This window comes from Synechococcus sp. BL107 (genome assembly GCF_000153805.1).
GTDB lineage: Bacteria > Cyanobacteriota > Cyanobacteriia > PCC-6307 > Cyanobiaceae > Parasynechococcus.
This window is the reverse complement of sequence record NZ_DS022298.1, coordinates 1,037,434-1,060,298: the sequence shown is the minus strand read 5'-3', so window position 1 is coordinate 1,060,298 and position 22,865 is coordinate 1,037,434. Positions and strand designations below refer to the sequence as shown.

28 protein-coding genes are annotated in these 22,865 nt (G+C 57.4%); 12 read left to right on the top strand and 16 right to left on the bottom strand.

Annotation, left to right across the window (positions count from 1 at the left end; translation table 11 throughout):
• Nucleotides 1–58: 58 nt before the first annotated feature.
• The gene (locus BL107_RS05530; protein WP_050749830.1) at nt 59–415 is read right to left on the bottom strand and encodes a hypothetical protein; all 357 of its coding nucleotides are present in this window, start codon (nt 413–415) and stop codon (nt 59–61) included.
• A 77-nt stretch (nt 416–492) separates the two neighbouring features.
• Nucleotides 493–597 (bottom strand): photosystem I reaction center subunit XII, encoded by a 105-nt coding sequence (gene psaM, locus BL107_RS05525; protein WP_009789291.1) that lies wholly within the window; start codon nt 595–597, stop codon nt 493–495.
• 83 nt (nt 598–680) lie between these two features.
• Here psaM and BL107_RS05520 point away from each other — a divergent pair, with 83 nt between their 5' ends.
• Nucleotides 681–1,151, top strand: coding sequence for a CRR6 family NdhI maturation factor (locus tag BL107_RS05520; RefSeq protein ID WP_009789290.1), 471 nt, complete (start codon nt 681–683; stop codon nt 1,149–1,151).
• Between the two features lie 7 nt (nt 1,152–1,158).
• Here BL107_RS05520 and BL107_RS05515 read toward each other — a convergent pair whose 3' ends face one another.
• On the bottom strand, nt 1,159–1,926 hold the full coding sequence (locus BL107_RS05515) for a sulfite exporter TauE/SafE family protein (protein ID WP_009789289.1): 768 nt from the start codon (nt 1,924–1,926) through the stop codon (nt 1,159–1,161).
• Between the two features lie 14 nt (nt 1,927–1,940).
• Here BL107_RS05515 and BL107_RS05510 point away from each other — a divergent pair, with 14 nt between their 5' ends.
• Nucleotides 1,941–2,708 (top strand): lipoate--protein ligase family protein, encoded by a 768-nt coding sequence (locus BL107_RS05510; protein ID WP_232192772.1) that lies wholly within the window; start codon nt 1,941–1,943, stop codon nt 2,706–2,708.
• Here the strand turns inward: BL107_RS05510 and BL107_RS05505 are convergent.
• On the bottom strand, nt 2,651–3,919 hold the full coding sequence (locus BL107_RS05505) for a site-2 protease family protein (RefSeq protein ID WP_037988783.1): 1,269 nt from the start codon (nt 3,917–3,919) through the stop codon (nt 2,651–2,653). The two genes, BL107_RS05510 and BL107_RS05505, sit on opposite strands and share 58 nt — an antisense overlap.
• Nucleotides 3,920–3,991: 72 nt before the next feature.
• On the opposite strand from BL107_RS05505, the gene BL107_RS05500 reads away from it, so the two are divergent.
• Complete coding sequence (locus BL107_RS05500) at nt 3,992–4,663, top strand: phosphoribosylanthranilate isomerase (RefSeq protein ID WP_009789286.1); 672 nt, start codon at nt 3,992–3,994, stop codon at nt 4,661–4,663.
• A gap of 31 nt (nt 4,664–4,694) precedes the next feature.
• Here BL107_RS05500 and folE read toward each other — a convergent pair whose 3' ends face one another.
• The 6 genes from folE to BL107_RS05470 form a co-directional block, all read right to left on the bottom strand.
• Nucleotides 4,695–5,450, bottom strand: coding sequence for a GTP cyclohydrolase I (folE, locus tag BL107_RS05495; protein ID WP_009789285.1), 756 nt, complete (start codon nt 5,448–5,450; stop codon nt 4,695–4,697).
• A gap of 9 nt (nt 5,451–5,459) precedes the next feature.
• Nucleotides 5,460–6,167, bottom strand: a complete 708-nt coding sequence (locus BL107_RS05490; RefSeq protein WP_009789284.1) for an SDR family oxidoreductase — start codon at nt 6,165–6,167, stop codon at nt 5,460–5,462.
• 24 nt (nt 6,168–6,191) lie between these two features.
• The gene (locus BL107_RS05485; protein ID WP_009789283.1) at nt 6,192–7,181 is read right to left on the bottom strand and encodes an acetyl-CoA carboxylase carboxyltransferase subunit alpha; all 990 of its coding nucleotides are present in this window, start codon (nt 7,179–7,181) and stop codon (nt 6,192–6,194) included.
• Nucleotides 7,182–7,197: 16 nt separating this feature from the next.
• Nucleotides 7,198–8,238, bottom strand: coding sequence for a long-chain acyl-[acyl-carrier-protein] reductase (locus BL107_RS05480; RefSeq protein WP_009789282.1), 1,041 nt, complete (start codon nt 8,236–8,238; stop codon nt 7,198–7,200).
• A gap of 111 nt (nt 8,239–8,349) precedes the next feature.
• Entirely contained in the window at nt 8,350–9,069 is a 720-nt protein-coding gene (locus tag BL107_RS05475) for an aldehyde oxygenase (deformylating) (RefSeq protein ID WP_037988145.1), read from the bottom strand.
• 85 nt (nt 9,070–9,154) lie between these two features.
• The gene (locus BL107_RS05470) at nt 9,155–10,000 is read right to left on the bottom strand and encodes a creatininase family protein (RefSeq protein WP_009789280.1); all 846 of its coding nucleotides are present in this window, start codon (nt 9,998–10,000) and stop codon (nt 9,155–9,157) included.
• A gap of 48 nt (nt 10,001–10,048) precedes the next feature.
• Between BL107_RS05470 and BL107_RS05465 the strand changes: the two genes are divergently transcribed.
• Genes BL107_RS05465 through pgeF form a run of 3 tightly spaced genes read left to right on the top strand, consistent with a single transcriptional unit; the run spans nt 10,049 to nt 12,989 of the window.
• A complete protein-coding gene (locus BL107_RS05465) occupies nt 10,049–11,287 on the top strand; it encodes a S1 RNA-binding domain-containing protein (protein WP_009789279.1) in 1,239 nt (412 codons plus the stop codon).
• Nucleotides 11,284–12,165, top strand: coding sequence for a Tab2/Atab2 family RNA-binding protein (locus BL107_RS05460; RefSeq protein ID WP_009789278.1), 882 nt, complete (start codon nt 11,284–11,286; stop codon nt 12,163–12,165). Before BL107_RS05465 ends, BL107_RS05460 begins: the two co-directional genes overlap by 4 nt.
• Nucleotides 12,162–12,989: a peptidoglycan editing factor PgeF gene (gene pgeF, locus BL107_RS05455; protein ID WP_009789277.1), complete on the top strand. Its 828-nt coding sequence runs from the start codon at nt 12,162–12,164 to the stop codon at nt 12,987–12,989. The genes BL107_RS05460 and pgeF overlap by 4 nt, the downstream gene beginning before the upstream one ends.
• On the opposite strand, the gene BL107_RS05450 is transcribed toward pgeF, so the two are convergent.
• From BL107_RS05450 to hemH, 5 genes are all read right to left on the bottom strand, one after another.
• Complete coding sequence (locus BL107_RS05450) at nt 12,968–14,623, bottom strand: NAD(P)/FAD-dependent oxidoreductase (RefSeq protein WP_009789276.1); 1,656 nt, start codon at nt 14,621–14,623, stop codon at nt 12,968–12,970. The two genes, pgeF and BL107_RS05450, sit on opposite strands and share 22 nt — an antisense overlap.
• A 65-nt stretch (nt 14,624–14,688) precedes the next feature.
• Nucleotides 14,689–14,910 carry a GIVxVP protein gene (locus tag BL107_RS05445; RefSeq protein ID WP_009789275.1) on the bottom strand — a complete coding sequence of 74 codons (222 nt, stop codon included), beginning with the start codon at nt 14,908–14,910 and terminating at the stop codon, nt 14,689–14,691.
• Entirely contained in the window at nt 14,911–15,219 is a 309-nt protein-coding gene (locus tag BL107_RS05440; protein WP_009789274.1) for a hypothetical protein, read from the bottom strand. It lies immediately after the preceding gene.
• A gap of 134 nt (nt 15,220–15,353) precedes the next feature.
• Nucleotides 15,354–17,117, bottom strand: a complete 1,764-nt coding sequence (gene ilvB, locus BL107_RS05435) for a biosynthetic-type acetolactate synthase large subunit (protein ID WP_009789273.1) — start codon at nt 17,115–17,117, stop codon at nt 15,354–15,356.
• Between the two features lie 91 nt (nt 17,118–17,208).
• Nucleotides 17,209–18,384 (bottom strand): ferrochelatase, encoded by a 1,176-nt coding sequence (gene hemH, locus BL107_RS05430; protein WP_009789272.1) that lies wholly within the window; start codon nt 18,382–18,384, stop codon nt 17,209–17,211.
• 72 nt (nt 18,385–18,456) lie between these two features.
• Between hemH and BL107_RS05425 the strand changes: the two genes are divergently transcribed.
• The 3 genes from BL107_RS05425 to cobO are packed head-to-tail and all read left to right on the top strand — an operon-like array spanning nt 18,457 to nt 20,921.
• Nucleotides 18,457–19,611, top strand: coding sequence for a site-specific integrase (locus tag BL107_RS05425; protein ID WP_009789271.1), 1,155 nt, complete (start codon nt 18,457–18,459; stop codon nt 19,609–19,611).
• 3 nt (nt 19,612–19,614) lie between these two features.
• Nucleotides 19,615–20,244 (top strand): class I SAM-dependent methyltransferase, encoded by a 630-nt coding sequence (locus BL107_RS05420; protein ID WP_009789270.1) that lies wholly within the window; start codon nt 19,615–19,617, stop codon nt 20,242–20,244.
• Nucleotides 20,241–20,921, top strand: a complete 681-nt coding sequence (gene cobO / locus BL107_RS05415) for a cob(I)yrinic acid a,c-diamide adenosyltransferase (RefSeq protein ID WP_006169836.1) — start codon at nt 20,241–20,243, stop codon at nt 20,919–20,921. The genes BL107_RS05420 and cobO overlap by 4 nt, the downstream gene beginning before the upstream one ends.
• A 10-nt stretch (nt 20,922–20,931) precedes the next feature.
• On the opposite strand, the gene BL107_RS05410 is transcribed toward cobO, so the two are convergent.
• Complete coding sequence (locus BL107_RS05410; protein ID WP_009789269.1) at nt 20,932–21,123, bottom strand: hypothetical protein; 192 nt, start codon at nt 21,121–21,123, stop codon at nt 20,932–20,934.
• A gap of 83 nt (nt 21,124–21,206) precedes the next feature.
• On the opposite strand from BL107_RS05410, the gene pyrH reads away from it, so the two are divergent.
• The 3 genes from pyrH to BL107_RS05395 form a co-directional block, all read left to right on the top strand.
• Complete coding sequence (pyrH, locus tag BL107_RS05405; RefSeq protein WP_009789268.1) at nt 21,207–21,920, top strand: UMP kinase; 714 nt, start codon at nt 21,207–21,209, stop codon at nt 21,918–21,920.
• Between the two features lie 35 nt (nt 21,921–21,955).
• The gene (gene frr / locus BL107_RS05400) at nt 21,956–22,504 is read left to right on the top strand and encodes a ribosome recycling factor (RefSeq protein ID WP_009789267.1); all 549 of its coding nucleotides are present in this window, start codon (nt 21,956–21,958) and stop codon (nt 22,502–22,504) included.
• On the top strand, nt 22,501–22,865 hold a 365-nt coding region (locus BL107_RS05395), incomplete at its 3' end, for an NAD(P)/FAD-dependent oxidoreductase (protein WP_009789266.1). The genes frr and BL107_RS05395, both read left to right, overlap by 4 nt.

Here is a 22,865-nt window from a genome sequence, read left to right as displayed (position 1 = left end):
CAATAGAAAAACAGTCTGAATGCCGTCGAAAAATCACTCACGCCAACCGTTACGAAACTCAGCGCCAAATAATCCGAATCCGATTGGGGGCAATCCACTGATCCTGTTCACCCATTAGACGCTGCTCCCCACCAATGCTGAACACATGGTCGAATCGTTTTTGAAGCGCTTCTAACTTCACCGTCTCCACGGCCACAACAGCAGCCAGCTCACCATGACGGTCGAGGCGCTGTTGATACGCACCAGACAGGCGGATCAAACTCACACCCCCCAAAATCACCAAACCAACTTTCACGGCCAAAGCCATGACGCTGCACTGCATCTCGCGTCGATCGTTCTGCAGCTGAATAGCGGCTGCCAGAGATGCTGCATCAAGCCGAGAGGATGACTGTGCTCGAACTTGAGACGAAGACAAGGGACAAGGCGCGTTATCCGCTTGTAACGCACCTCAATACCAATGCCAAGGTCATCCCCTTCATCAACGACTGATGTTCAGGCGCGATAGAGACTCACCGACAGGCGTAAGGCCAAGATCGCTGCGTGGGCGGCCACCACAAGAGCAATGAAGATCTCAGGGGAGGAAATGGCGGAGTCCATGGATGACATGCATCAAACGCATTCATTCTTCTCCCTTAAGGGCTCTAGAAGCCATCATTCGCAAAGGCCTGTCACACCTGCTCATGGATCCAGTTCTGATTGATGCTGAATCCATCCGCCGTCTTGATCTCAGTCCGCTGCGGATCTGCACTGATCAACCGCTCAATGAACTGCTGGAACAGGGGCCGATCCTTGAGCTCAACTTTCACTGGCCACGGGACCAAGACGACCCGCGGGAACTCGCGGAATGTCCAGAGCCTCGGCTGTGGGCCTTAAGGGCTGATGCCCGTTATCCCTGGCTTCCACTGATGCTGGAGCGGGATCGAGGCAGCCTGATTCGCCACGTTGCCATGGTGGTGCCCCACAGCTTTAACCGCACGGAAGGACTTCGCTTTGACCCCCAAGCCCTTGAGCTTTGGATCACGCATCGTTTGATGCAGCTTGATGACCTTTGCCAAGAACAACTCCACCGATCGATGCGCGGCAATCTCTCGCAAATGTCAGCAGCGCTCGGTTACGAGCTCAACGACAGCTTTTGGTCTCTCTTGAGCTGAAGCGCAATCAGCCGAATAACAATTGGGCGGCCCTTCGGCAGCTATCGATGGCCAAAACGATGGCCAATCCGCGCAAGCAGCGCACTAAAACCAACGGATCAAAGCGATCGAGACGGCTTGCGGTCCACTGGGCAGCCAACGCAGCCACTCCACCCAGCAGGAGTCCCATTAAGGGGATGCCGCGGCCTTCATGCACGAATTGCAGCGAAGCAGCACTGGCTGAACACAACACCGCCACGGTGCTGAGTCGGACGGCCTGATGGATGGGAACAGACAGGGGGCCACTCATCAGGGGCACCATCACCAATCCGCCACCAAGCCCCAGCATGCCGGCCGTCCAACCAGCGATACAGCCCACCCCGGCCAACCAAGACACAGGGGTCGACACCTCATCGGTGGAGTCGTCCGTCGCGGGTCGTTCACGCACGCAGAACGCCAACACGACATAGAGCACCGTCTGCATCGCCAGCAACATCCAACCGGCGGCTCGATCGGCCAATCCACCGAACAACAATGCCGAAGCAAAGGCCGCCACCCCGATCCCCGCCGCTGGTCGCAGGGGGATGCGGCCACCGCGCAGATGAATGATGGTGCCAGCTAACGCCGTTGGCACGATGGCAAAACTACTCGTCGCCAACGCCTGGTGAGCCGGTAAATCCAGCCAAAGCAAGAGCGGAGCGAAGATCAAGCCACCGCCAATTCCCAACAATCCCGCCAGCCCTCCGGCCAACAGACCAAGGCCGATCAAGATCGGTAGATCCCACCAGGGCAGCATGGCAACCGACTCCAATGCCTAACAACGCGACAGGAGACTCCAGCATGGTCCCTACAGGACGGTTGATCCCCACCCTGCAGGCGGATGGTTACACCCAGATGGCGTTGGATCAGATGTTGCTGGAGCAGTGTCAAACAAGCCAAACAAGCGGTCCCATGCTGCGTTTCTATCGCTGGGAGGGTCCATGGCTCTCCTTAGGACGGCATCAACAGCACTGGCCCAACTCCTGGGATGAGCTTGTCCGAAGCAAGACGATCGCCATGGTCCGTCGGCCGAGCGGCGGCCGGGCGGTGTTGCACGCCGGTGGTTTGACCTACGCACTGGTCTGGCCTGATGCACCCCGTCGGCGCAAACAGGCCTACCGAGATGCATGCCAATGGCTCATCGATGGCTTCAGCAGCCTGGGACTAGCCCTGCGGTTTGGGGACGAAACCGCCTCTGTGGCACACCCCAACTGCTTTGCACGATCCACGGCAGCCGACCTGGTGGACCAGGAGGGCATCAAACGCATTGGCAGTGCTCAGCGCTGGCAACACGGTTGCTTACTGCAACACGGAGAGATCCTGCTGGACCCTCCCCAGGAGCTATGGCAGAGCATCTTTACTGAATCCGCCCCTCCACCTGCTCCTGGATCCATTCCGAGAGAAGGCTTAGATCAACATCTCAGCAACGCCCTACAAACCGTTTGGAACCATGTGAACTGGTCAACAGACGCCTTAACGAATCAGGAAGGTGAGGCGCTGGCCTCATTGGTGAGCTCCTCATCCTCAACAGTCTGTTGAGCTTTCATCGAAGCCACCACCTGGGGAAGCATCACCAATCCCATGGGATAGGTGTTTTGTTGACGCGCCGCGGATATCACTGAAGGGGGCAAGGTGACTCCAAGCTGTTTGAGCACGGCATCACCCACATCACTGCGGTCCACCGTTCCATTCGGCAAGCCCGCTGCACTCAACACGAGCAATCTCCCCTCAGTCGATGCCTCAAGGGCTTCCACCGCCTGCCAAAGAGGGGCGGTGGAAGCGATGGACGGGAGCTCATTCAATGGCTTCATATGGTCTTCGACCGACTGTTGGTCCCACTGCTGAACGGGCAAATCCCTTAGGGGGCGATCATCAATCCAACCCACCCAGCGGCCCTGACGGCACACCAAGACCCAGTCCGCCGCTCCAGCGGTTTCGCTGGTCTGCAAGCGCATTTGGCTCATCCGGCGCAGGGGCTGGTCGGCTTCGAGCACGCGGAAGGCACGGCCCGCTGCTTGCTCAACCTTCAAATCCTGAAGAACCTTCTGCAGAAACAACATCTGAGACTCACTGCGGTTGGCTCCCAAGCCAAACCAACCGATCAGCATGAGCAACAGGCCATTCATTCCGGCGCCTTGCCAGAGCAAGACACCACCCATCACGATCATCAGGGTGGCGAGCACACGGCCTGAGGCGGAAGCCACCTCAACTCCCCGTTTCTTGCTGCCCGAAGCCTGCCAGACCAAAGATTTGAGGATCAAGCCGCCATCCAGTGGTAGGCCGGGCAAGAGGTTGAACAGGCCAAGCATCAGATTGAGCAACCCCACCTGAGTGAGCAACACCGTGAGCTGGGGTTGCTGTGTTGCAAGGCTTGCTGCGGCAAGCAACATTCCCAACGCAAGTGTGAGGCTCACCAAAGGGCCAGCAGCGGCAATCCGCAGGTTCCCCATCGCCGTAGGGCACTCCTTCTCGACCCGGGCGATGCCACCCAGGTGGAACAGGGTGATGCTCACCACTTTCACCCCCTCCCGCAGCGCCATCAGGGCATGACCCAGCTCATGGAGAAGCACCGATGTAAACAGCAGCAGCGTTGTCAACAACGCCAAGCCCCAACTCAGGGCAGCCGGCTCAACGCTGGCGGCATATCGAGGCTGAAACAGGGTTGTGAAGATCGCAACCGCAAACAACCAGGTGGGCTGAATCCTCAGAGGGATCCCAATGATCTTGAACAGCTGCCAACCTTCTCCCACCACTCATTCCGACGTGTGTGTCGCAGCAACGACTGTTATCCATGATCCTAGGGAGAGAACACGGCAGCCTCTGTGAGCGACACTCTCACCACGCCAGCCCTCAAGATTTGTGGGCTCACGGACGTTGAACAGGCCTTGGCGATCGCCGCCATGGATGTTCAGGCCATCGGAGTGATTGGTGTTGCAAACACCGCGCGGTTCGTCGAATCCGCAAGACGGCGAGAGATTTTTTCGGCCCTCGCCTTGCACCACCCATCGATCAAACGGGTGTGGGTTGTGGCCGATCCCAACCCCACGGATCTAGAGGACGCTTTGGCTAGAGAGGGTCATCCCACGGTTGTTCAGCTGCATGGCAACGAAACGCCCGCACGGTGTGCAGCGCTTCGAGAATGGCGACCAGACATTGCCTGGTGGAAAGCCTTAAGGCTGCGTGAAGCTAACGATGTAACGACTGCAAAGCATTACGTGGGCTCGGTTGATGCCCTACTTCTTGATGCTTGGAACCCCAAGCAACTCGGTGGTACGGGCCATCGCATTCCGTTGGACTGGATTTCAAACCAAAACCACGACGTTGCCTGGTGGCTGGCTGGTGGCATCAGTGCCGAATGGATTCCAGAGCTTTTGAAGGATGTTTCACCCGATGGGCTCGATGCCTCCAGCAGGCTTGAAATCAAACCCGGCTGGAAGGATCTCCAAAAAGTAAAAGACCTTGTGGAAGCTATACAGCATTCACAAGGTCTTTAAAAAGGGGCCTTAGAGGCGACGAGAACTTGAATTAAGAACTCAACAAGGCTTCTTGCTGACGAACCAATTCGAAGAATTCTTGCTTAAGGCTGGAATCGTGACGGAAATCGCCGCGAACCACAGAATTCACCATGCTGGTTTGAGGCTCTTTCACACCACGCCACTTCATGCAGTAGTGCTGAGCTTTGATGATGATGCCGAGACCCTGGGGCTCACAGAGCTTTTCGATCTCATCGGCGAGGATCATCACGGCCTCTTCTTGGATGTGAGGACGTGAGAAAACCCAATCAGCCACCCGGGTGAATTTGGACAATCCGATAACGCGAACTCCAGGCTTAATTCCAATCCAGCAATTACCCATGATGGGAACAAGGTGGTGTGAGCAGGCGGATCGAACCGTGATTGGTCCCACGGTATAAATCTCATCAAGCTGCTTCACATTGGGGAAGCTGGCAACTTTTGGCTGAGGGTGATAACGACCTTTAAAAACTTCGTGGAGATACATCCGAGCGACACGCTCAGCAGTCTCACTGGTGTTGTGATCGTTATCGATATCAATCACAAGAGTGCGCAGCAAATCACGCACCTTGTCGGCCACCTCAATCTCAAGAAGAGACAATTCACCCGGCTCTAAGTGATCGGAGATGTTGTCATTCGCGAGGAATGGAACGCCAGCGTTCTGGAGACGTTCGCGGATCTTCGAAGCAAGATCGGGATGGAGTGATGCGTTGCCATTGCCGTTGCTGAGAGCAGCGCCGCGGGAAACGAAGGGGACGGTTGTGGTCATAACGATCGTTTAAAAGGCGCCGGCAGCCGGCATAAGTGTTAGGTCTTCGATCACTTGGTTCGAGGGTTGCTCTGCCAAGTTCACCAAAGCATCAGCCGCTTGATCGACGGTGAGCATGGCACGACGATCGAAATCGCTTTGTACGGTTTCTGCATCCCACAGAGGGGTATTCACCGCACCGAGGGTGAGCGTGCAGGCACGAATGCCTTGATCACGCTCTTCTTCAGCTAAGCAGCGCGTGAAACTGGCCAGAGCGGCCTTGGTAATGCAGTAAGCACCCCATTGAGGGAATGCATTACGAGCAGCATGGCTACTCACGTTGATCACCAAGCCTCCCCGCGAACGCATGGAAGGAACCACAGCCGAACAAACCTGCATCACGCTGGTGAGATTCAGCTGAAGCAACCATTGCCAACGCTCTAAGGGCATTGCCAAGAGATCACCGGTGTAGGCAGCACCTGCATTGTTAATCAACACAGAGGGCGGCTCGCCCTCCGAAATCAACCTTGCAAATGCAGGCTGGATCTCGGAAGGGCTGGTGAGGTCAACTGCAGCAGTTGCAACAACCTGACTCGAAGTTCGCAAGCGAGTTGCGAGGTCTTCAAGGTCATGACCGCTGCGTGCCGTTAACAACAGGTTCCAGCCTCGCTCAGACAGGAGCTCCGCGGTGCGGCGCCCAATGCCTCGACTGGCCCCAGTGATTAATGCCGTTGGCAAACGCTGTTAGCGAACGAAGATATCCTAAGCGATATCATCAAATTCCTGTGACATTTCCTCAGCAAAACGCCCCATTGCGCGGAATTTCGTGTAACGCGCGTCTCGAAGCTCTTGTTCTGAAAGCATGAGCAGTTCGCTGAGGTGGCGTTCGAGGGCCGCGCGAAGGGTTTGACCAGCCTCCAACGGCGCCCAATTATTTCCTCCGGATGGCTCGTCAAGCACTTCATCCACCACACCCAGTTCCAACAAATCTCGGCCCGTAATCTTTAGGGCAGCAGCAGCATCAGGGGCCTTCGCCGCATCTCTCCAAAGGATGGATGCGCAGGCTTCTGGACTGGCAACGGTGTAAACGCTGTGCTCAAACATCAGCAAACGATCGGCAACGCCAATTCCCAAGGCACCACCAGAGCCGCCCTCACCAATCACCGTGGCGATCACAGGAACGCGCAAACCAAACATATCCCGCAGATTCACTGCGATGGCTTCCCCCTGCCCTTGCTCTTCGGCCTGGAGGCCTGCATAGGCTCCTGGAGTGTCGATGAAGGTAAGAATCGGCAACCGAAACCGATCGGCATGTTCCATCAGGCGCATGGCCTTGCGGTATCCACCGGGGGTGGCCATGCCGAAGTTGCGTGCCACATTTTCTTTGGTATCGCGCCCCTTCTGATGCCCAAGCAGAAGGACAGCACGATCCCCTAATCGACCCACGCCACCAATCAGGGCCTGATCATCGTTACCCCGACGGTCTCCATGGAGTTCAACGAAGTCGTCGCAAAACATCTGAATGAAGTCCAGCGTGCTCGGCCGATGAGGGTGACGAGCAACTTGAATCTTCTGGGCTGGGGTTAATCCCTGAAAAATCTCCTGCCGTCGTCTCGATGCGAGGGATTCGAGCTGTTGCAGCTGTTGGGTGACGTCGACTTCGGAATCGCGTGCAAGCTGGCGGATTTGTTCGATCTGCTGCTCTAGCTCCACCAGAGGCTTCTCGAACTCGAGTAAGGGACGACGGGGCATGGGATTGGGGAGGAGTTCAGGCGGCAGCGGCCTGAAGGTTCGTTTTGAGGTTGAGGGTTGAGAAGCCGTGGCGGACGGAGGCCGCGCCAATGAAGTCCATCTTTTCCAGGGTGATGTTGTTACGACCCCAGCTGAAATTGGTGTGGCAACGCTCGAACTCGAGCAACATCGCCTCCGCAAAACAAGCAAACATTTGTCGCTGAGGGTTTTCCATTTCAGCGATTTCCATCATCGACCAACCGATATCCCTGCAGAACTCCACGATCCCACCCTTGAGAACATGGATCCCTCCCCCAGCCACTTTTGAATCGAGGTTTTTGGGATACCCGCCATCAATCATCAAGCACGGCTTCTTCAGGCTGTTGTTATCGATTTCCAAGGTGCGCGGCATACTCGCCACCCAAACCACCACATCAGCCTCCGAAAGGGCATCGCTCAAGGCAAGGATGCGACCACCACCAAGTTCCGATTGAAGATCGGCCAGGGGTTGAGGCTGTCGGGCCACGAGGAGAAGTTCGCCCACATTGGTGCGAGCTGATAACCAACGACAAACTGCACTGCCGATATCTCCCGTCGCCCCGACAACAGCAACCTTGGCCGTCTTGAGATCGATCCCCAGGCTGGGTGCATTGTTCTCAACCTGACGGCAAATCACCCAAGCGGTATGGGTATTACCGGTAGTGAAACGCTGCCAATCCAAGGTGGTGCTGCGAATGGTTTGATGCTGCAGCAGGTTGAAATTTTCGAAAATAATTGAGGTAAATCCCCCTAGAGCCGTGATGTTGATGCCCTTTTTCTGGGCCAACTCCATGGCATTAAGAACCTTGCGACGGGCCGTTTTAAAACGACTCAGCATTTCGGGAACGAAGCAGGAATCGATGTACGCGCCTTCGATCGTGATGCCTGCAGGACTTGTGACCTCCACATGCTCCACAAGCTGTGGGGGAGCACTACACCAAACATCAAGATCACCATCGGCGATGTGATCGAACCCGAGCTCCAACGCCTTGCGGCGAGCCGCCTCAAAACTCGTTGAATGTCCGATCAGACCAAACATGTCCTGTCTCTGAGTTCCCGAAGGGACGCTTGCTAGATCCCATGGTCCCACGGCAACCGGTATCAATCACAACGAACGTGACTGATCACCGGTCACAAAAGACGGGGAAGGTCAAATCGCCAAAGCGGCAGCAGCCATTTTGGCGATATCTCTGGAACTAAAACCGATCTCGTTCAGAGCTTCCTGATACGCGATCAAGAAGTCTTCGATCAAGTCCTCTTTCTCCATATGGAGCACTGCAGCGTCTGCAGCCACGCCTTCAAGCATCGAGCGAATCAAGGGAAGATTGGCCTTGTTGGCTGCAAACATTTCGTCCTTGCTGGCCTCAAAGTTGGCTTTCAACCATTCCTGCCCGTAATTGAGGTGGGTGTACTCATCCTTCACAACCCCTTCGGTGATTTTGCGGGCGAAAGGATCTGCCACCGGGATGTAGATGTGATAAGCCGAAATCGCAAACGCCTCAATTAAGAGAGCCTGGATCAAAAGACAGGTCACAACCTTGCCTTCCTTTAAAGCAACTTGGAAGTTGCCGTGTAGAGGGCCAAAAAATTCCTTGGCAAAGGGCATGTCAGCCTCAACACCAAGGTTGCGCGCGCACGCCGTGAAGCCCTTCATGTGCTTCATTTCCATCCGGGCAAGACGGCTTAATTCCTCTGCTTGCTCTGGGATCAAAGTGCCTAGAGAGATGTAGTTGTCGTGAGCCTCTTGCTCACCCTCGATCACGATGGCGTTGATACGGCTGTAAGCGTCTTTGTATTCAGCTGTCGTGAAGTCCGGCAACGCGTCCTGGCCCTCCAGCACTGAAACTTCTGGTGCATTAAGGGTAGGCATAAGAAGTAATTCGACACATTGAATCCGATAGACAATAACCAGACCCTCAGGATTTCTGGACACTTGGGTCCAAACTTCAGGATTTTCAAGGCCGATCCATAACGCTCTCAGTCGGCGGCCAGTCACTGCTGAGCAGGCTTTTGAAGAGCTGCGTCCAATGCGAAATCAAAGCTTGTTCCAACTCCAAACCCAGCTCAGCGGACGCCAAACGAGCATCGCCAATCACCCCTGATTGGCTCAAATCGCTCGTCAACCAGGCACATGGAGCAGCCCCTTCCAAGCTCCAACCGTCCGGGGGGGCAAGGGGGGAGCTTGGTCCATGGTCCCCATCCACCGGACGCGACGGACCAACCAACTCCGGGGCCATATGCAGCATCAAACTTGTTTCCGCCTGACCGGCATGGAGTCCTTGGGCAAGTTCTTCCGGGGGCAGAAGGGACGACAAACCATCTACACCGCTCCAGAGAAAGCAGGGAAGGACGCCCATCGATGGACAGCGCAAGCGCAGCTGTCGTGCAGCAACCTGAAGCAAGCCGATCTGGCCGCCATGGGCGTTCAACAACACCAACCGTTCCACCCCCATGGCCGCCAACTGACCGCCGACCTGATCCACAAGCTGCAGCATCAGTTCAGCGGAGAGGCTCAACGTGCCTGGGAATGGCTGGTGTTCCGGCGAAAAACCAATCGACTGCAGCGGCAGTCGCCAGATCGGCCACTCACCATCGAGGTGTTGCAACACGGAATTCAAAATCCGATCAGCGAATAACGCATCGGTAGCCAAGGGCAACTGGGGGCCATGCTGTTCGCAAGCTCCAAATGGCCAAATAACCGTGGCGCCAGCCTGTTTTGCCGCTTTTTCGGCCTCCGGCCATGCCAGTTGATCGAAGTGTCGTCTTAAATCATCCATCCCGGTTCCCTTGCAGAGAGGCATTCGCAAACCTTCCCTGTCAGACTGGACTATCGATGATCCCGTTGGTTCATGGCCGCAGCCGGCAGTCCTCAGCCCAACCGCCCCAAGGCGCCGCAACAGGCTGCGAACAAGCCTCTGCAGGTGATGAAAATCAACCGCAAAGACGAGCAAGAACAACTGCAACGGGAGGCGGCAGAAGCCCGCGCGGCCGCTGAAGCAGCCGCCGAAAAAGCAAGAATGCTGGAGGAGCGCGCCGGACTCGCCGCTCCGCCACGGGCCCGTCAAGCCGAAGCTTCCAGCCAGAGCGATGAGGAGCGATTTGACATGGGTGCCATGGAAGGGATGTCCATGGCAGATCTCATGGGCTCACCCGACGACAAACCCAAACGAGAGCAGCGCAGCGAACCTCGCAGCGTGGACGATTTCGATTTCGACGAAGAAGCTTTCCTCGCCGCTTTGGATGAGAACGCCCCCGTCGGTACGACGGGTGAGGTAATTAAGGGCACTGTGATTGCCCTCGAGAGCGACGGTGTGTACGTGGATATCGGGGGCAAAGCCCCTGGTTTCATGCCCAAAAGCGAGGCTGGACTTGGTGTGATCACCAACTACCAAGAGCGCTTCCCCAAGGGCCTCGAAGTGGAAGTTCTCGTCACTCGGGAACAAAACGCCGATGGCATGGTCACAATCAGCTGTCGTGCACTGGAGTTGCGCAAGAGCTGGGACAAGGTGAAAGTTCTTGAAAAAGAAGGAAAGGTGGTGCAAGTGATCGTGAGCGGCTTCAACCGAGGTGGCGTCACTTGCGATTTGGAAGGCTTACGCGGTTTCATTCCCCGATCCCAACTCCAAGACGGCGAAAACCACCAAGAGCTTGTAGGCAAAACCCTTGGCGTGGCTTTTCTAGAAGTGAATTCAGGCACCCGGAAGCTTGTGCTGTCCGAAAAACGAGCATCCGTTGCAGCTCGCTTCCAAGAGCTCGAGGTGGGCCAGCTGGTTGACGGTCTTGTGGCCTCCGTAAAGCCCTACGGACTGTTCATCGACCTCGGCGGTATCAGTGGATTGCTGCACCAATCAGCCATTACGAATGGAAGTCTCCGCTCCATTCGTGAGGTCTTCGACGAGGGCGATCGCGTTTCGGCTCTGATTACCGATTTAGATCCAGGTCGGGGGCGGATTGGCCTCAATACAGCACTGCTGGAGGGCCCCCCCGGTGAGCTCCTGATCGATAAGGACAAAGTGATGGCAGAAGCCAGCGACCGAGCAACAAGGGCTCAAAACACGCTCAAGCAAAACGAACAATCAGCCGGATGAAAGCGGCCGTAAGCAAAGGCTCTGACTGGGAATTGGATTTTTACTCCAGACCCATTCTTGGTGCGGATGGACGCAAGCGATGGGAACTTTTAATCACCACAACGCCGTCCTCGGAGGATGGAGACAGCCCGTTTCGTTTTGCCAAGGTCTGCCCATCCACTGAGGTGAACTCGCTTTGGCTGAGCAGTGCGCTGTCTGAGGCACGCGAGCAAGCACTTCAGGCGGGTTATGGCGCCCCCGTTCGCCTGCGCTGCTGGCGCAGTTCGATGCGAACCATGGTGCAACGAGCCGCCACCGAACAAGACATCGAAGTGATTTCCAGTCGCCGCACATTTGCACTCCTCGATTGGCTGGAACAACGGGAACGCGAGGTATATCCCAAAGAAGAGGGCTTTATGGCGGGGCCTCTTGCCCCTCCTCCCGCCCCGGTGCAAACACCGCCGATCCCCCTTCCAGAGGAAGTGCAGGGGGATGCCTGGTCTTGGGCCACCCTTCCCGCCGGACTTCTGCGCGATGCGGACGACTGGCCCATGAGCTTCAGCGGGTTGCTTCCCGTTCCCACCAATCTTGAGGATGAGGCCCAAGTACCCGGCCTGCGCCTATTCAGCCAAACCCGTTCCCTCGCCATGGCGGGATGGCTAGGGGGCTTAGAACCAGTTCGTTTGCTCGTTGAGGGTCGCCAACTGATCCTTGAAGCCGGTCAGGACGACCGTTGGTTGGTGAGTGATCTCGATGGAGAGGCCTCAAAAAGCATTGCATCGGCCCTCGAAACCTCCCAAACCTCCGTTCGTGGCCTTCAATTCATCGCCATTCAAGCCAGCCCAGACGAGCAAGCCTTCGCAGGTTTCTGGATGATGCGCGACATTCCCATGGCATGAACGGAACCAGCATCGATCCGTTCGATCGCCCTGATAACCAGTTCAATACGCTCCGAGACTGGACCTGGATTGGTTGCTATGGCGGCTATTACCTGCAATCAGACCTGCTCCAAAAAGCGGGATTCGAACATGGTTTTTTCACCCGTTTGTGGCAAGGCCGCGAACCCGATGCTCTGGCCGGCTACATCAGTGCAGGCGTTTCAGTTCACCGCCCCCAGCAAATTCACAGTGGACGGGTTCTGTCGGCCAACGAGGCCAATGGATCTCCCTGGCCTGAGGCCGATGGTTTAGTGAGCGACCAAGGCGGGCAAAGCCTCTGGGTGTGCGGTGCCGACTGCACCCCCGTACTGATGGCTGATCCCGGCACTGGGCATGCGGCTGCATGCCATACCGGTTGGCGTGGCGTGGCCGCCAGGATTCTTCCCGAAGCGATCCGGCAGCTGGAAGCCTTGGGAGCTGATCGGTCTGACCTGTTGGTGGCGTTCGGCCCCGCCATCAGCGGGATGCATTACCAAGTCGGAGACGAGGTAGTGGAGGCGATCAGCAACAGCTTGAAGGCAGACCCATCCGACGGCATGTCCAACTCTCGGCTTCTCCACGACGCGCAGGCGCTGCTCCCCGACGATGAACCCGGACGGCACCGACTCGACATCCGTGGCGCAGCGGCACTCCAACTTCAACAGTACGGACTCGATTCAAACCAGATCAGTGAATGCCCGTTATGCACGCTGAGTGAACCAAACTTGTTTCATTCCTGGCGACGTGATCACGTGAAAGCCGTGCAATGGAGCGGGATTGTTGCTCAAGCACCTTCCACAATCTGAAGCGCTACCGCCTCCGCAGCTCGGATCCCATCGATACCAGCCGAAAGGATGCCACCGGCATAACCAGCGCCCTCTCCAGCAGGGAACAAGCCCCGCACATTCACCGACTCCAGCCCCAAATCCCTGGGGATTCGCACCGGAGACGATGTTCGTGTTTCCACGCCAGTGAGCACCGCATCAGGGTGGTCGTAACCGCGCACACGACGGGCAAAGGCAGGGAGAGCCTCCCGTAACGCCGCAATCATCGCTGGTGGAAGAAGCGCATGTAAATCAGACGGCTGAACTCCCGGCTGATAAGACGCTGCAATCGATCCAAGGCTTTCGGAGGGTTGATTGGCGAGGAAATCTTCCAAACGTTGGGCGGGAGCGGCATAGGTGCTACCACCGAGGAGATAGGCCCGATGTTCTAGATCCCGCTGCAGGGCAACGCCTGCCAAAGGGTCTCCGGGATGCCGTTCATAGGGAGCGAGATCCTCGGGTTCCAGCTGCACCACTAACCCGCTGTTGGCATTGCGCTCATTGCGAGAGTGCTGACTCATCCCGTTGGTCACGACCCGACCCACTTCTGAGGTTGCGCCGACCACAAACCCACCTGGGCACATGCAAAAGCTGTAGACGCAGCGACCATTGGTGGCGTGATGCACCAGCTTGTATTCCGCAGGCCCCAGACGGGGATGGCCGGCAGACGGGCCCCAACGGGCGGCATCGATCAAAGGCTGGGGATGCTCAATCCGCACTCCAACCGAAAACGACTTGGCTTCAATTTGAACGCCGATTTGTTCGAGCATGGCAAAGCAATCTCGAGCCGAGTGGCCCGGTGCCAAAACGAGGTGGCGGCAGGGGATGGCATCGCCATTGGCCAACTCGAGGCCAACCAGTTGATGGCACTTCTCCCCCCCATTGGGTTCCAAGCGCAGCCACTCGACGCGGCTGCCAAAGCGAACTTCTCCACCCAAGGCCTCAATACGAGCGCGCAACCCCCTCACCACCGTGGCCAACTTGAAGGTGCCGATGTGGGGGCGTTGCAAGGTGAGAATGTCCTCATTGGCCCCAGAGGCCACCAATTCCTCGAGCACCTTGCGTCCGTAGTGCTCAGGATCACTCACCTGGCTGTAGAGCTTTCCATCCGAGAACGTTCCGGCGCCACCCTCTCCAAATTGGGCGTTGGACTCTGGATCAATGCCTGTTTCCCCACGCCAGAACGCGAAGGTCTGCAGCGTGCGCTGTTTCACAGGCTCCCCGCGCTCCAATAACAGCGGTCGAAACCCCATTTGCGCCAACAGCAACGCAGCGAAATAGCCACAGGGACCAGCCCCCACCACCACGGGTCTGTGCTCACCCCGAGCGAAACCAGCCTGGGGAAGATGGGTTACGGGTTTGTAGGTGGTGTCTGGCGCCTGGCGAACGCGCGATGTCTTGCCAAGACGCCGCAATAAAGCGGCCTCCCCACGCACCCGCACATCAACGGCGTAAATCAGCTGGATTTGATCGCGGCGACGCGCATCGATGCTGCGTTTCACCAGCCGTTGCTCAAAAACATCGTCAGGAGGAACGCGCAGCCGCTTAAGGACTGCCTTTTGAAGGGCATCCTCGGGGTGATCCAGCGGCAGCTTCAACTCACTCAGGCGCAGCATGGAAATCTCTTGCCTCGAACGTCTTGGATGCGTTCATCAAGTCTGTCGAGCCTGAGAGATCCCGCTCAAGGGGCATCGTCCAGCTCCTCCGATTCGTTTGCTGTGGCGTCATCCGTTCGCACCTGCGACAACAACCCCGCCACCACCAAACCCAACCCGATTCCAACCGCGAGATTCCGGTTTTCAGCTGCAGCACCTTGTCCCCATACAGCCGTCGCTAAAAAAGCTGCGCCGAGAAGGAGACAGGGCACTAAAACAATGCCTCGAGCAATCCTGTTGTCCGCCATTCAACCAAGCTCCGCGGAACAGCGATCGGTGGCCAAACCAGCGGCAATCAAACCATCGTTTAGGTCACTGTCCTCTCCCAATGGCGTCACCCGGGCGACCAATTGACCATTGCTGCTGCCCACGGGGCGGAGATTCACCCGACGGCGGCGGGGCAGCTGTTGACGCAACCAAGCGATGGCATCCGATTCTTGGCCTTCACCAACGGAAACACAGGCCAGCTCAACGGTATAGGTGCGATTGCGATCGCCAACCTGAAGCAGCGATCCACTTCTCACCTGAAGCACTTCAGCCGCGGAGGCCGGTGCCACTGCACAGCAAACCAAAAGAAAGCAGAGACAACAAAACCGGATCAAAGGGATGCGCCGCACTGGGGACAGAACCGGTGTTCATGGGCAGTGACGGTACCGCACTCTGCGAGGTTCCGTGTGGCGTCAATCGCCGGCTAATGCTGAGCAGGCAAACCCACCATCTCGGCGTTGCTCTTGCCAGGTGGAACCATCGGATAACAATTCTCACCCCGACGCACATGCACATCGATCAGCATCGGCTCGGGCGAATTGAGCGCAGCCTCGAGGTCTTGATGCAAGGAACCGCGCTCTGTGATTTTGACGCCGTTCACCCCAAAAGCCTTTGCCAAAGCAATGAAATCAGGCATTCCCCTCAGCATGTCTGAGGAGGAATAGCGCTCGTCGTAGAAGCTTTCCTGCCATTGACGCACCATGCCTTGCCACTGGTTGTTCACAATCACCACCTTCACAGGGAGGTTGTACGACGCGATCGTTCCCAACTCCTGAATGTTCATCAGGATGCTGGCATCACCGGCAATGCAGACCACCTGACGGCTGGGGCAGGCCACTTGTGCCCCCATGGCAGCAGGCATGCCATACCCCATCGTTCCAAGGCCAGCGCTGCTGATCCAGCCACGAGGTCCATTGCGTAAATACTGGGCAGCCCACATCTGATGTTGGCCCACATCGGTAGTCACAATCGCGTTCGGGGCAAGGTCGCGCACGGCCATCAGCACCTCCTGCGGATAAATCGCCCCTTCCTCTGGGGGAACCGAGAGCGGGTAACGCTGCTTCCAATCTTGAATTTGCTCCAACCAAGCGGCGGTGGATGGATTGGCCTGGCGCTCCATGCTCAGCTGCACCAGCCGCTCCATGCTCAAGCTCAGATCGCCCAGCACGGCCACCTCAGCGGTGCGGTTTTTGCCCACTTCGGCCGGATCGATCTCGAAGTGAATCACCTTGGCCCTTGGAGCAAACGTATCGAGCTTTCCGGTGACACGATCATCAAATCGCGCTCCCACTGCGATCAACAGATCGCACTCCGTGACGGCGAAATTGGCGTAGGCGGTGCCATGCATGCCGAGCATGCCCACGGCCAGCGGTGCATTTTCATCAAAAGCACCCTTACCCATCAGGGTTGTGGTGACGGGAATCTGATGGCGCTCAGCGATCACGCGCAGCTGGTCGTGGACTCCTGCGGAGATCGCTCCACCACCCACATACAACAACGGACGGTGGGATGTTTCGATCAAGTCGAGTGCTGCATGAAGCGCAGCATCAATCGGGGGTGCGGGCTGATAAAACCCGCGAGGCACAACGGAGCCTGGCTCCACAGGCACGTAATCGAACAGTTCTTGACCCACATCCTTTGGAATATCAATCAAGACAGGTCCGGGGCGACCACTGGCCGCAATCAGGAACGCCTGGGCAACGATGGAACCGAGATCGGCTGGATCACGCACCACCCAGGAATGCTTCACGATCGGCAGGGTGATCCCGAAAATATCGGTTTCTTGGAACGCATCGGTGCCAATGGCTGGACGCGGCACCTGCCCCGTAATCACCACCATGGGAACCGAATCCATCTGGGCTGTGGCAATCCCAGTGACGAGATTGGTGGCGCCAGGGCCTGACGTGCCAAAACAAACACCCACCCTGCCGGTGGCTCTGGCGTAGGCATCAGCTGCATGGGTGCCTGCCTGCTCGTGTCGCACCAAAAAGTGCTTCACCCAACCCTCACTCTCAGCGATATGAAGAGCGTCATAAATCGGGAGGATCGCTCCCCCCGGATAGCCAAATATCGTGTCGACCCCATGACGCCGCAGGGCATCCATCAGGGCGGTTGCGCCTGAAATCTGACCCGTCACCTCAGCAGCCTGACGTCCGCCAATTGCCGTTGAAGCGGAGGTGACTGTCACAGCGGCAACGGAATTACAGAGTCCAAGATTAGGCGTCAGCTGGTGGTTCGCATCCCCTGAAGGACGCGTCGTTCGACGATGACCCTCCGAGCTAGAGCAGGCCTAGGGCATGCAAGGGGCCATGCCCACTCAGGAGTTCAAGCAAAAACGCCGAAAAACCCACCATGGCGATACGACCATTCCAGACTTCTGAGCTGTTGTTCCAACCCCATTCCCATTTCTCTTGGGGATACAGCTTCACTTTCGTTGGCAACTCGGCAGCGGCATCAAGGCTCACTTCGGGGCCTTCCAGACTTGTGGTGACCAGATCGGCCAGACCCTCGATGAAAGGCTTGTAGGTATCGAGGGCGCGAACCCGCCGAAAATTCACAACCCCTGCTTCCGTGGCCAACTCTCGATATTCGATATCAATCTCTTCCAACGTTTCGATGTGCTCGCTGACGAAACTGATCGGTACAACGACGAGATCCTGAGTTTTGGCATGACCCAACTCTTCTAAGGCTTCTTCGGTGTAGGGCTGGAGCCACTCCACCGGACCGACGCGGCTTTGATAGGCGAGCGTATGGGGATTGCTATGGCCCACGAGTTCAGCCAGCTTCTCCATGATCAGTGCGGTGCATTTCTCGATCTCCTGTTGATAGGGATCGCCAGCCTCTTCGACGTAGCTCTTGGGAACGCCATGGGCACTGAAAAACACATGGGCAGCTTCCGGCACATCACTGTTGTGAATCTCAGTGGCGATCAACTCAGCCATCGATTGCAGATAGCCGGGGTGGTCGTACCAGCTGCGAATGCAACGAATCGGAAGCTGTTCAAACGCGTTATCTCCCTGCCTTAATCGCTGCAACTCGCGAAAACTCGATCCGCTCGTGCTGATCGAAAAATGGGGATACAGCGGAAGCACCACCACTTGGTCCATGCCGTCGGCCTTGATGTCGGCCACAGCCGATTCTGTGAAGGGGTGCCAGTAGCGCATGGCCACGTAGCTGGTGGCGTCAATACCCCGTTGCCGCAACAAGCTCTGAAGTTCACGGGCCTGTTGCTCTGTGATCCGTCTCAGGGGTGATCCGCCTCCGATCGAGCGATAAGCCTCCTGGGATTTGCCACTGCGCAGAGTGCTGATCAGCCAGGCCAGGGGCTTTTGCAGCGCCGGACTGGGCAATCGAATAATTTCTGGATCGGCAAAAAGGTTGTACAGGAACGGGCCGACGTCCTGGATTCTTTCTGGTCCTCCCAGGTTCAGCAGGATGACGCCGACGCGGGACATACGGACAAATGCGTTGTCGAGGGGTTGAGGCTAGCTGCCTCAAACGTCATCTTTGAAACGGATGACACAAACATGGAGCTGCAAAGCCAACTAATTGCCGCCAATGAACAGCTGGCGGCTCATGGTTCCCGCCTTCGTGTTGAGCAGCGGGGACACAAACTTTGTTTACGCGGCACCCTTCCCAACCGCGACGATTCAACGCGTCAATCCGTCCAAAGGATCAGCCTTGGATTAAATGCTGATCTCAGGGGATTAGAGGAAGCTGGCCAAACCGCCCGCATGGTTCAACGACAGCTGGAGCGCAGCACCTTCAAATGGGATGACTGGCAGTTGCGTTCCAGCAAACCAAAGGCGCCACCCAAAACGATGGCGCCCCAATCCGCCATCGAACGCTTCCGACAATCTTTTTTTGCCGACCCACGACGGCGGCGATCCCCGGCCGGAAGCAAAACAACTTGGACGGGGGCGTATCAGCCTTACTTGAGGCGATTGCAAGCTCTTGCAGAGCATCGGACGATCGATGCCGATCTGCTACTGGAAACCCTCCAGAGCTACGACGAAGGCAGCCGCAGCCGCCAGCAGTGCGCCACCGCGTTGGCTGCATTGGCCCGCCACTTAGAGATGGCCTTGCCAGAAGGATGGCGTCAAGAAGCGGGGGGATACGGACTGCATCGCGCCCAGTTCCGACAGCTACCAACCGACCGTCAGATCCTGGAGGCGGCCCTTCTCATTCCCAACCCCCGCTGGAGGCTGGCCTACGGGTTGATGGCCACCTACGGACTGCGCAATCACGAAGTGTTCTTTTGTGACGGTCATTCCCTTGCGGATGGCAGCGATCAAGTGCTGCGGATTCTTCCCACCACCAAAACCGGGGAGCATCAAAGTTGGCCCTTTCATCCCGAGTGGGTGGAGCGTTTTGGCTTATTGGAGCTGGCCCAAAACCCGAAAGCCCTACCGATGGTGACCACGGATCTCAAACACACCACCCTGCAACAGGTGGGGCGGCGGGTGAGTGAGCAATTCCGTCGCTACGAGCTACCGATCACCCCCTACGACCTGCGGCACGCATGGGCGATCCGCACCATCCACATCGGCCTCCCAGACACGGTGGCCGCCAGGATGATGGGGCATTCCGTGGCAATCCATACCCGCACTTACCACCACTGGATCACCCGCCGCGATCAGCAGCAGGCAGTGGATGCGGCCCTCGCCCGTCACCGTGCCTAATCAATGACGTCGTTTTTAAGACCGCTTGCTTACCGCCACCGTTGGATCTACGACAGCGTCACGGCCGTGTCGTCGTTGAGTGTGGGCGGCGTTGCGCGACTGCGCGGGCTAGGCCTTGAAAGCCTGAGGAACCGGCTCGAGCCCGATGCCGAGATTCTGGATCTCTGCTGCGGCAGTGGTGAAGCGGCGGCCCCTTGGATCAGCGCTGGCTATGCGGTCACAGGGCTGGATGTGTCTCCACTCGCTCTCGACTTAGCCGAGCAGCGTCACCCCTTAATGCAACGGGTTGAAGGGCTTGCTGAGGCGCCGCCGCTAAAGGATCAAAGCTTTCATGCCATCCAGCTCAGTGTTGCCCTCCACGAGTTCCCGCGAGCGGAGCGGGAGCAAGTACTCAGCAGCGCCTTGAAGCTTCTGAAACCCGGGGGCTGGTTGGTGGTAGTGGATTTACACCCGGCGGATCCACTGATGCGACTCCCGCAGCAGGTGTTCTGCGCTTTGTTTGAAACCGAGACCGCCACCGCCATGCTGGAGGACGACCTACCGGCTCAACTGTCGGCTCTCGGCTTCCTCCATGTGGAGCAGGAGCTGTTGGCAGGTCGGGCTCTGCAACGGATCACTGCCCAACGCCCATGACCAACAACGCTCCGGAAACGACCCAGCTCGACCAATCCGCCGCCGAGCTCGGCATGGGCGGACATCTGGCCCCTGAACAGGACGATGCGGGCTACCGCAAACGGATGGAACGGCGCCAGGAAGTGCAGCGCCAACGGGTAGAAGAGCGCAACAATGAAAAAGGCCTGGTGATGGTGTTCACCGGCCAAGGCAAGGGCAAAACAACAGCCTCACTCGGCCTCGTGTTACGCACCCTGGGCCATGGCAAGCGCGTCGCCGTGATTCAGTTCATCAAAGGAGGCTGGGAGCCCGGTGAGGCTCGAGCCCTGCGCACCTTTGGCGATCAAGTGGTGTGGCATGCCCTGGGAGAAGGGTTCACCTGGGAAACCCAAGACCGAGCCCGCGACCAACAACTCGTGGAGGCGGCGTGGCAAATGGCACTCACCTATTTGCGTGATGCAGAGATCCAGCTCGTGGTGCTCGATGAAGTGAATGTGGCGATGAAACTCGGCTATATCTCCAGCGAAACCGTGCTGGCCGGGGTTCGAGAACGCCCAGACCTTACCCACGTGGCCCTCACGGGCCGAGGCGCACCGAAGGAGCTGATCGAGAACGCTGATCTGGTCACAGAAATGACCCTGGTCCGCCACCCGTTCCGCGAACAGGGCGTCAAAGCGCAGGCCGGAGTCGAGTACTAATCCCCAGCACTTAGAGCTCAAGATCGTCGAGATCGTTCTGCAACAGCCGGGTTGCGGCCGTGAGCACCGACAATCCGCTCACCAACAGAGCGCGATACACCAGGGGATCGCTCCAACAAGCGGGATCATGGCTGGCGCGCTCGAGGGCCGACAGGGTGAGGCGGGCCATCACCGTGCTTTGACTCCCTTCGGCATCTGGCATGGCCCACAAGCAGTTGGGTTATCCAAGCGACAATCAAGACAGGTGGCCAGTGCTTGCTACTGTCAAAAAGATCTGGACCGTTGATGAAGTACACACGTGTCCTGCTGAAGCTCAGCGGCGAAGCCCTGATGGGATCTCAGGGGTATGGAATTGATCCTGCGATCGTTCATTCGATTGCGGAAGATGTTGCAAGAGTGGTGGCCAGCGGCACGCAGCTCGCGATTGTTGTGGGCGGAGGCAACATCTTCCGAGGACTCAAAGGATCTGCCGCCGGAATGGAAAGGGCCACGGCCGATTACGTGGGAATGTTGGCCACGGTGATGAACGCGATCACCCTGCAAGACGGTCTCGAAAGAGCAGGCGTTCCCACCCGTGTACAAACCGCCATAGCCATGCAAGAGGTGGCGGAGCCTTACATCCGGCGCAAAGCGATGCGACACCTCGAGAAAGGTCGGGTTGTGGTGTTTGGAGCTGGCTGCGGCAACCCCTTCTTCACAACCGATACCACCGCCGCCCTCCGCGCAGCTGAAATCAATGCCGATGTGGTGTTCAAAGCCACCAAGGTGGACGGCGTCTACGACAAGGATCCCGCCCAACATCCTGATGCCGTGAAACACGATCACCTCAGCTATCAGGATGTGCTGAGTGGGGAACTTGGCGTGATGGACGCCACGGCCATCTCCCTCTGCAAAGAGAACAACATCCCGATTGTGGTGTTCGATCTTTTCGAACCTGGCAACATCGGAAAAGCCGTTGCTGGCGAACCGATCGGCTCCCGAATCGGCAACCCAGCCTGAAGCAACCACCACCGACGTCGTTCCCCACCTCAATCATGTCGACCAAGGACCTCGAAGCCAGCATGCACAAGTCGCTGGAAGCGACCCAGCGCAACTTCAACACCATCCGCACAGGCCGGGCGAACTCATCGTTGTTGGATCGCATCAGCGTTGAGTATTACGGCGCAGAAACACCGCTCAAATCGCTCGCCACCCTCTCCACTCCTGATTCCCAAACGATCCAGATTCAGCCCTTCGATATCAGCGCATTGGCGTCGATCGAAAAGGCGATCGCGATGAGTGAGCTGGGCTTTACGCCGAACAACGATGGCAAGGTGATTCGAATCAACGTTCCACCGTTAACGGAAGAGCGTCGCAAAGAATTTTGCAAGTTGGCCTCGAGATACGCAGAAGAAGGAAAAGTGGCCCTACGCAATTTGCGCCGCGATGCCATCGACAAAGTGAAAAAACAGGAAAAGGATGGTGATTTCTCAGAAGATCAAAGCCGTGATGAACAAGATTCCATTCAAAAAGTGCTTGATAAAAACATCGTTGCGCTAGAGAAACAGCTTGCTGAGAAAGAGGCGGCCATCCTCAAAGTGTGAGCGAAATCGTTAAAGCCAGCTGCGATGTTCTCGTCATTGGAGCTGGAGCAGCGGGAGGAGCAGCAGCCATTCATCTCGCTGCCGCAGGCCACCGCGTCGTTCTGCTTGAAAAAGAGGCGGGCATCAGGGTAAAACCCTGTGGTGGAGGCATGGCGGCGTCTGTTCAAAACTGGTTCCCGTTTTCCCTTGAACCAGCCGTCGAACAGGTGATTCACGAGGTGGATTTCAGCTGGTGCCTCAAGGATCCGGTTGTGGCAGAGCTACCGGGCGATGCGCCATTTTGGATCGTTCGACGCGAACGGCTCGATCAACTTCTTGCCGAACACGCCGTTGAAGCAGGGGCTGAGATCAGCAGGGGGTG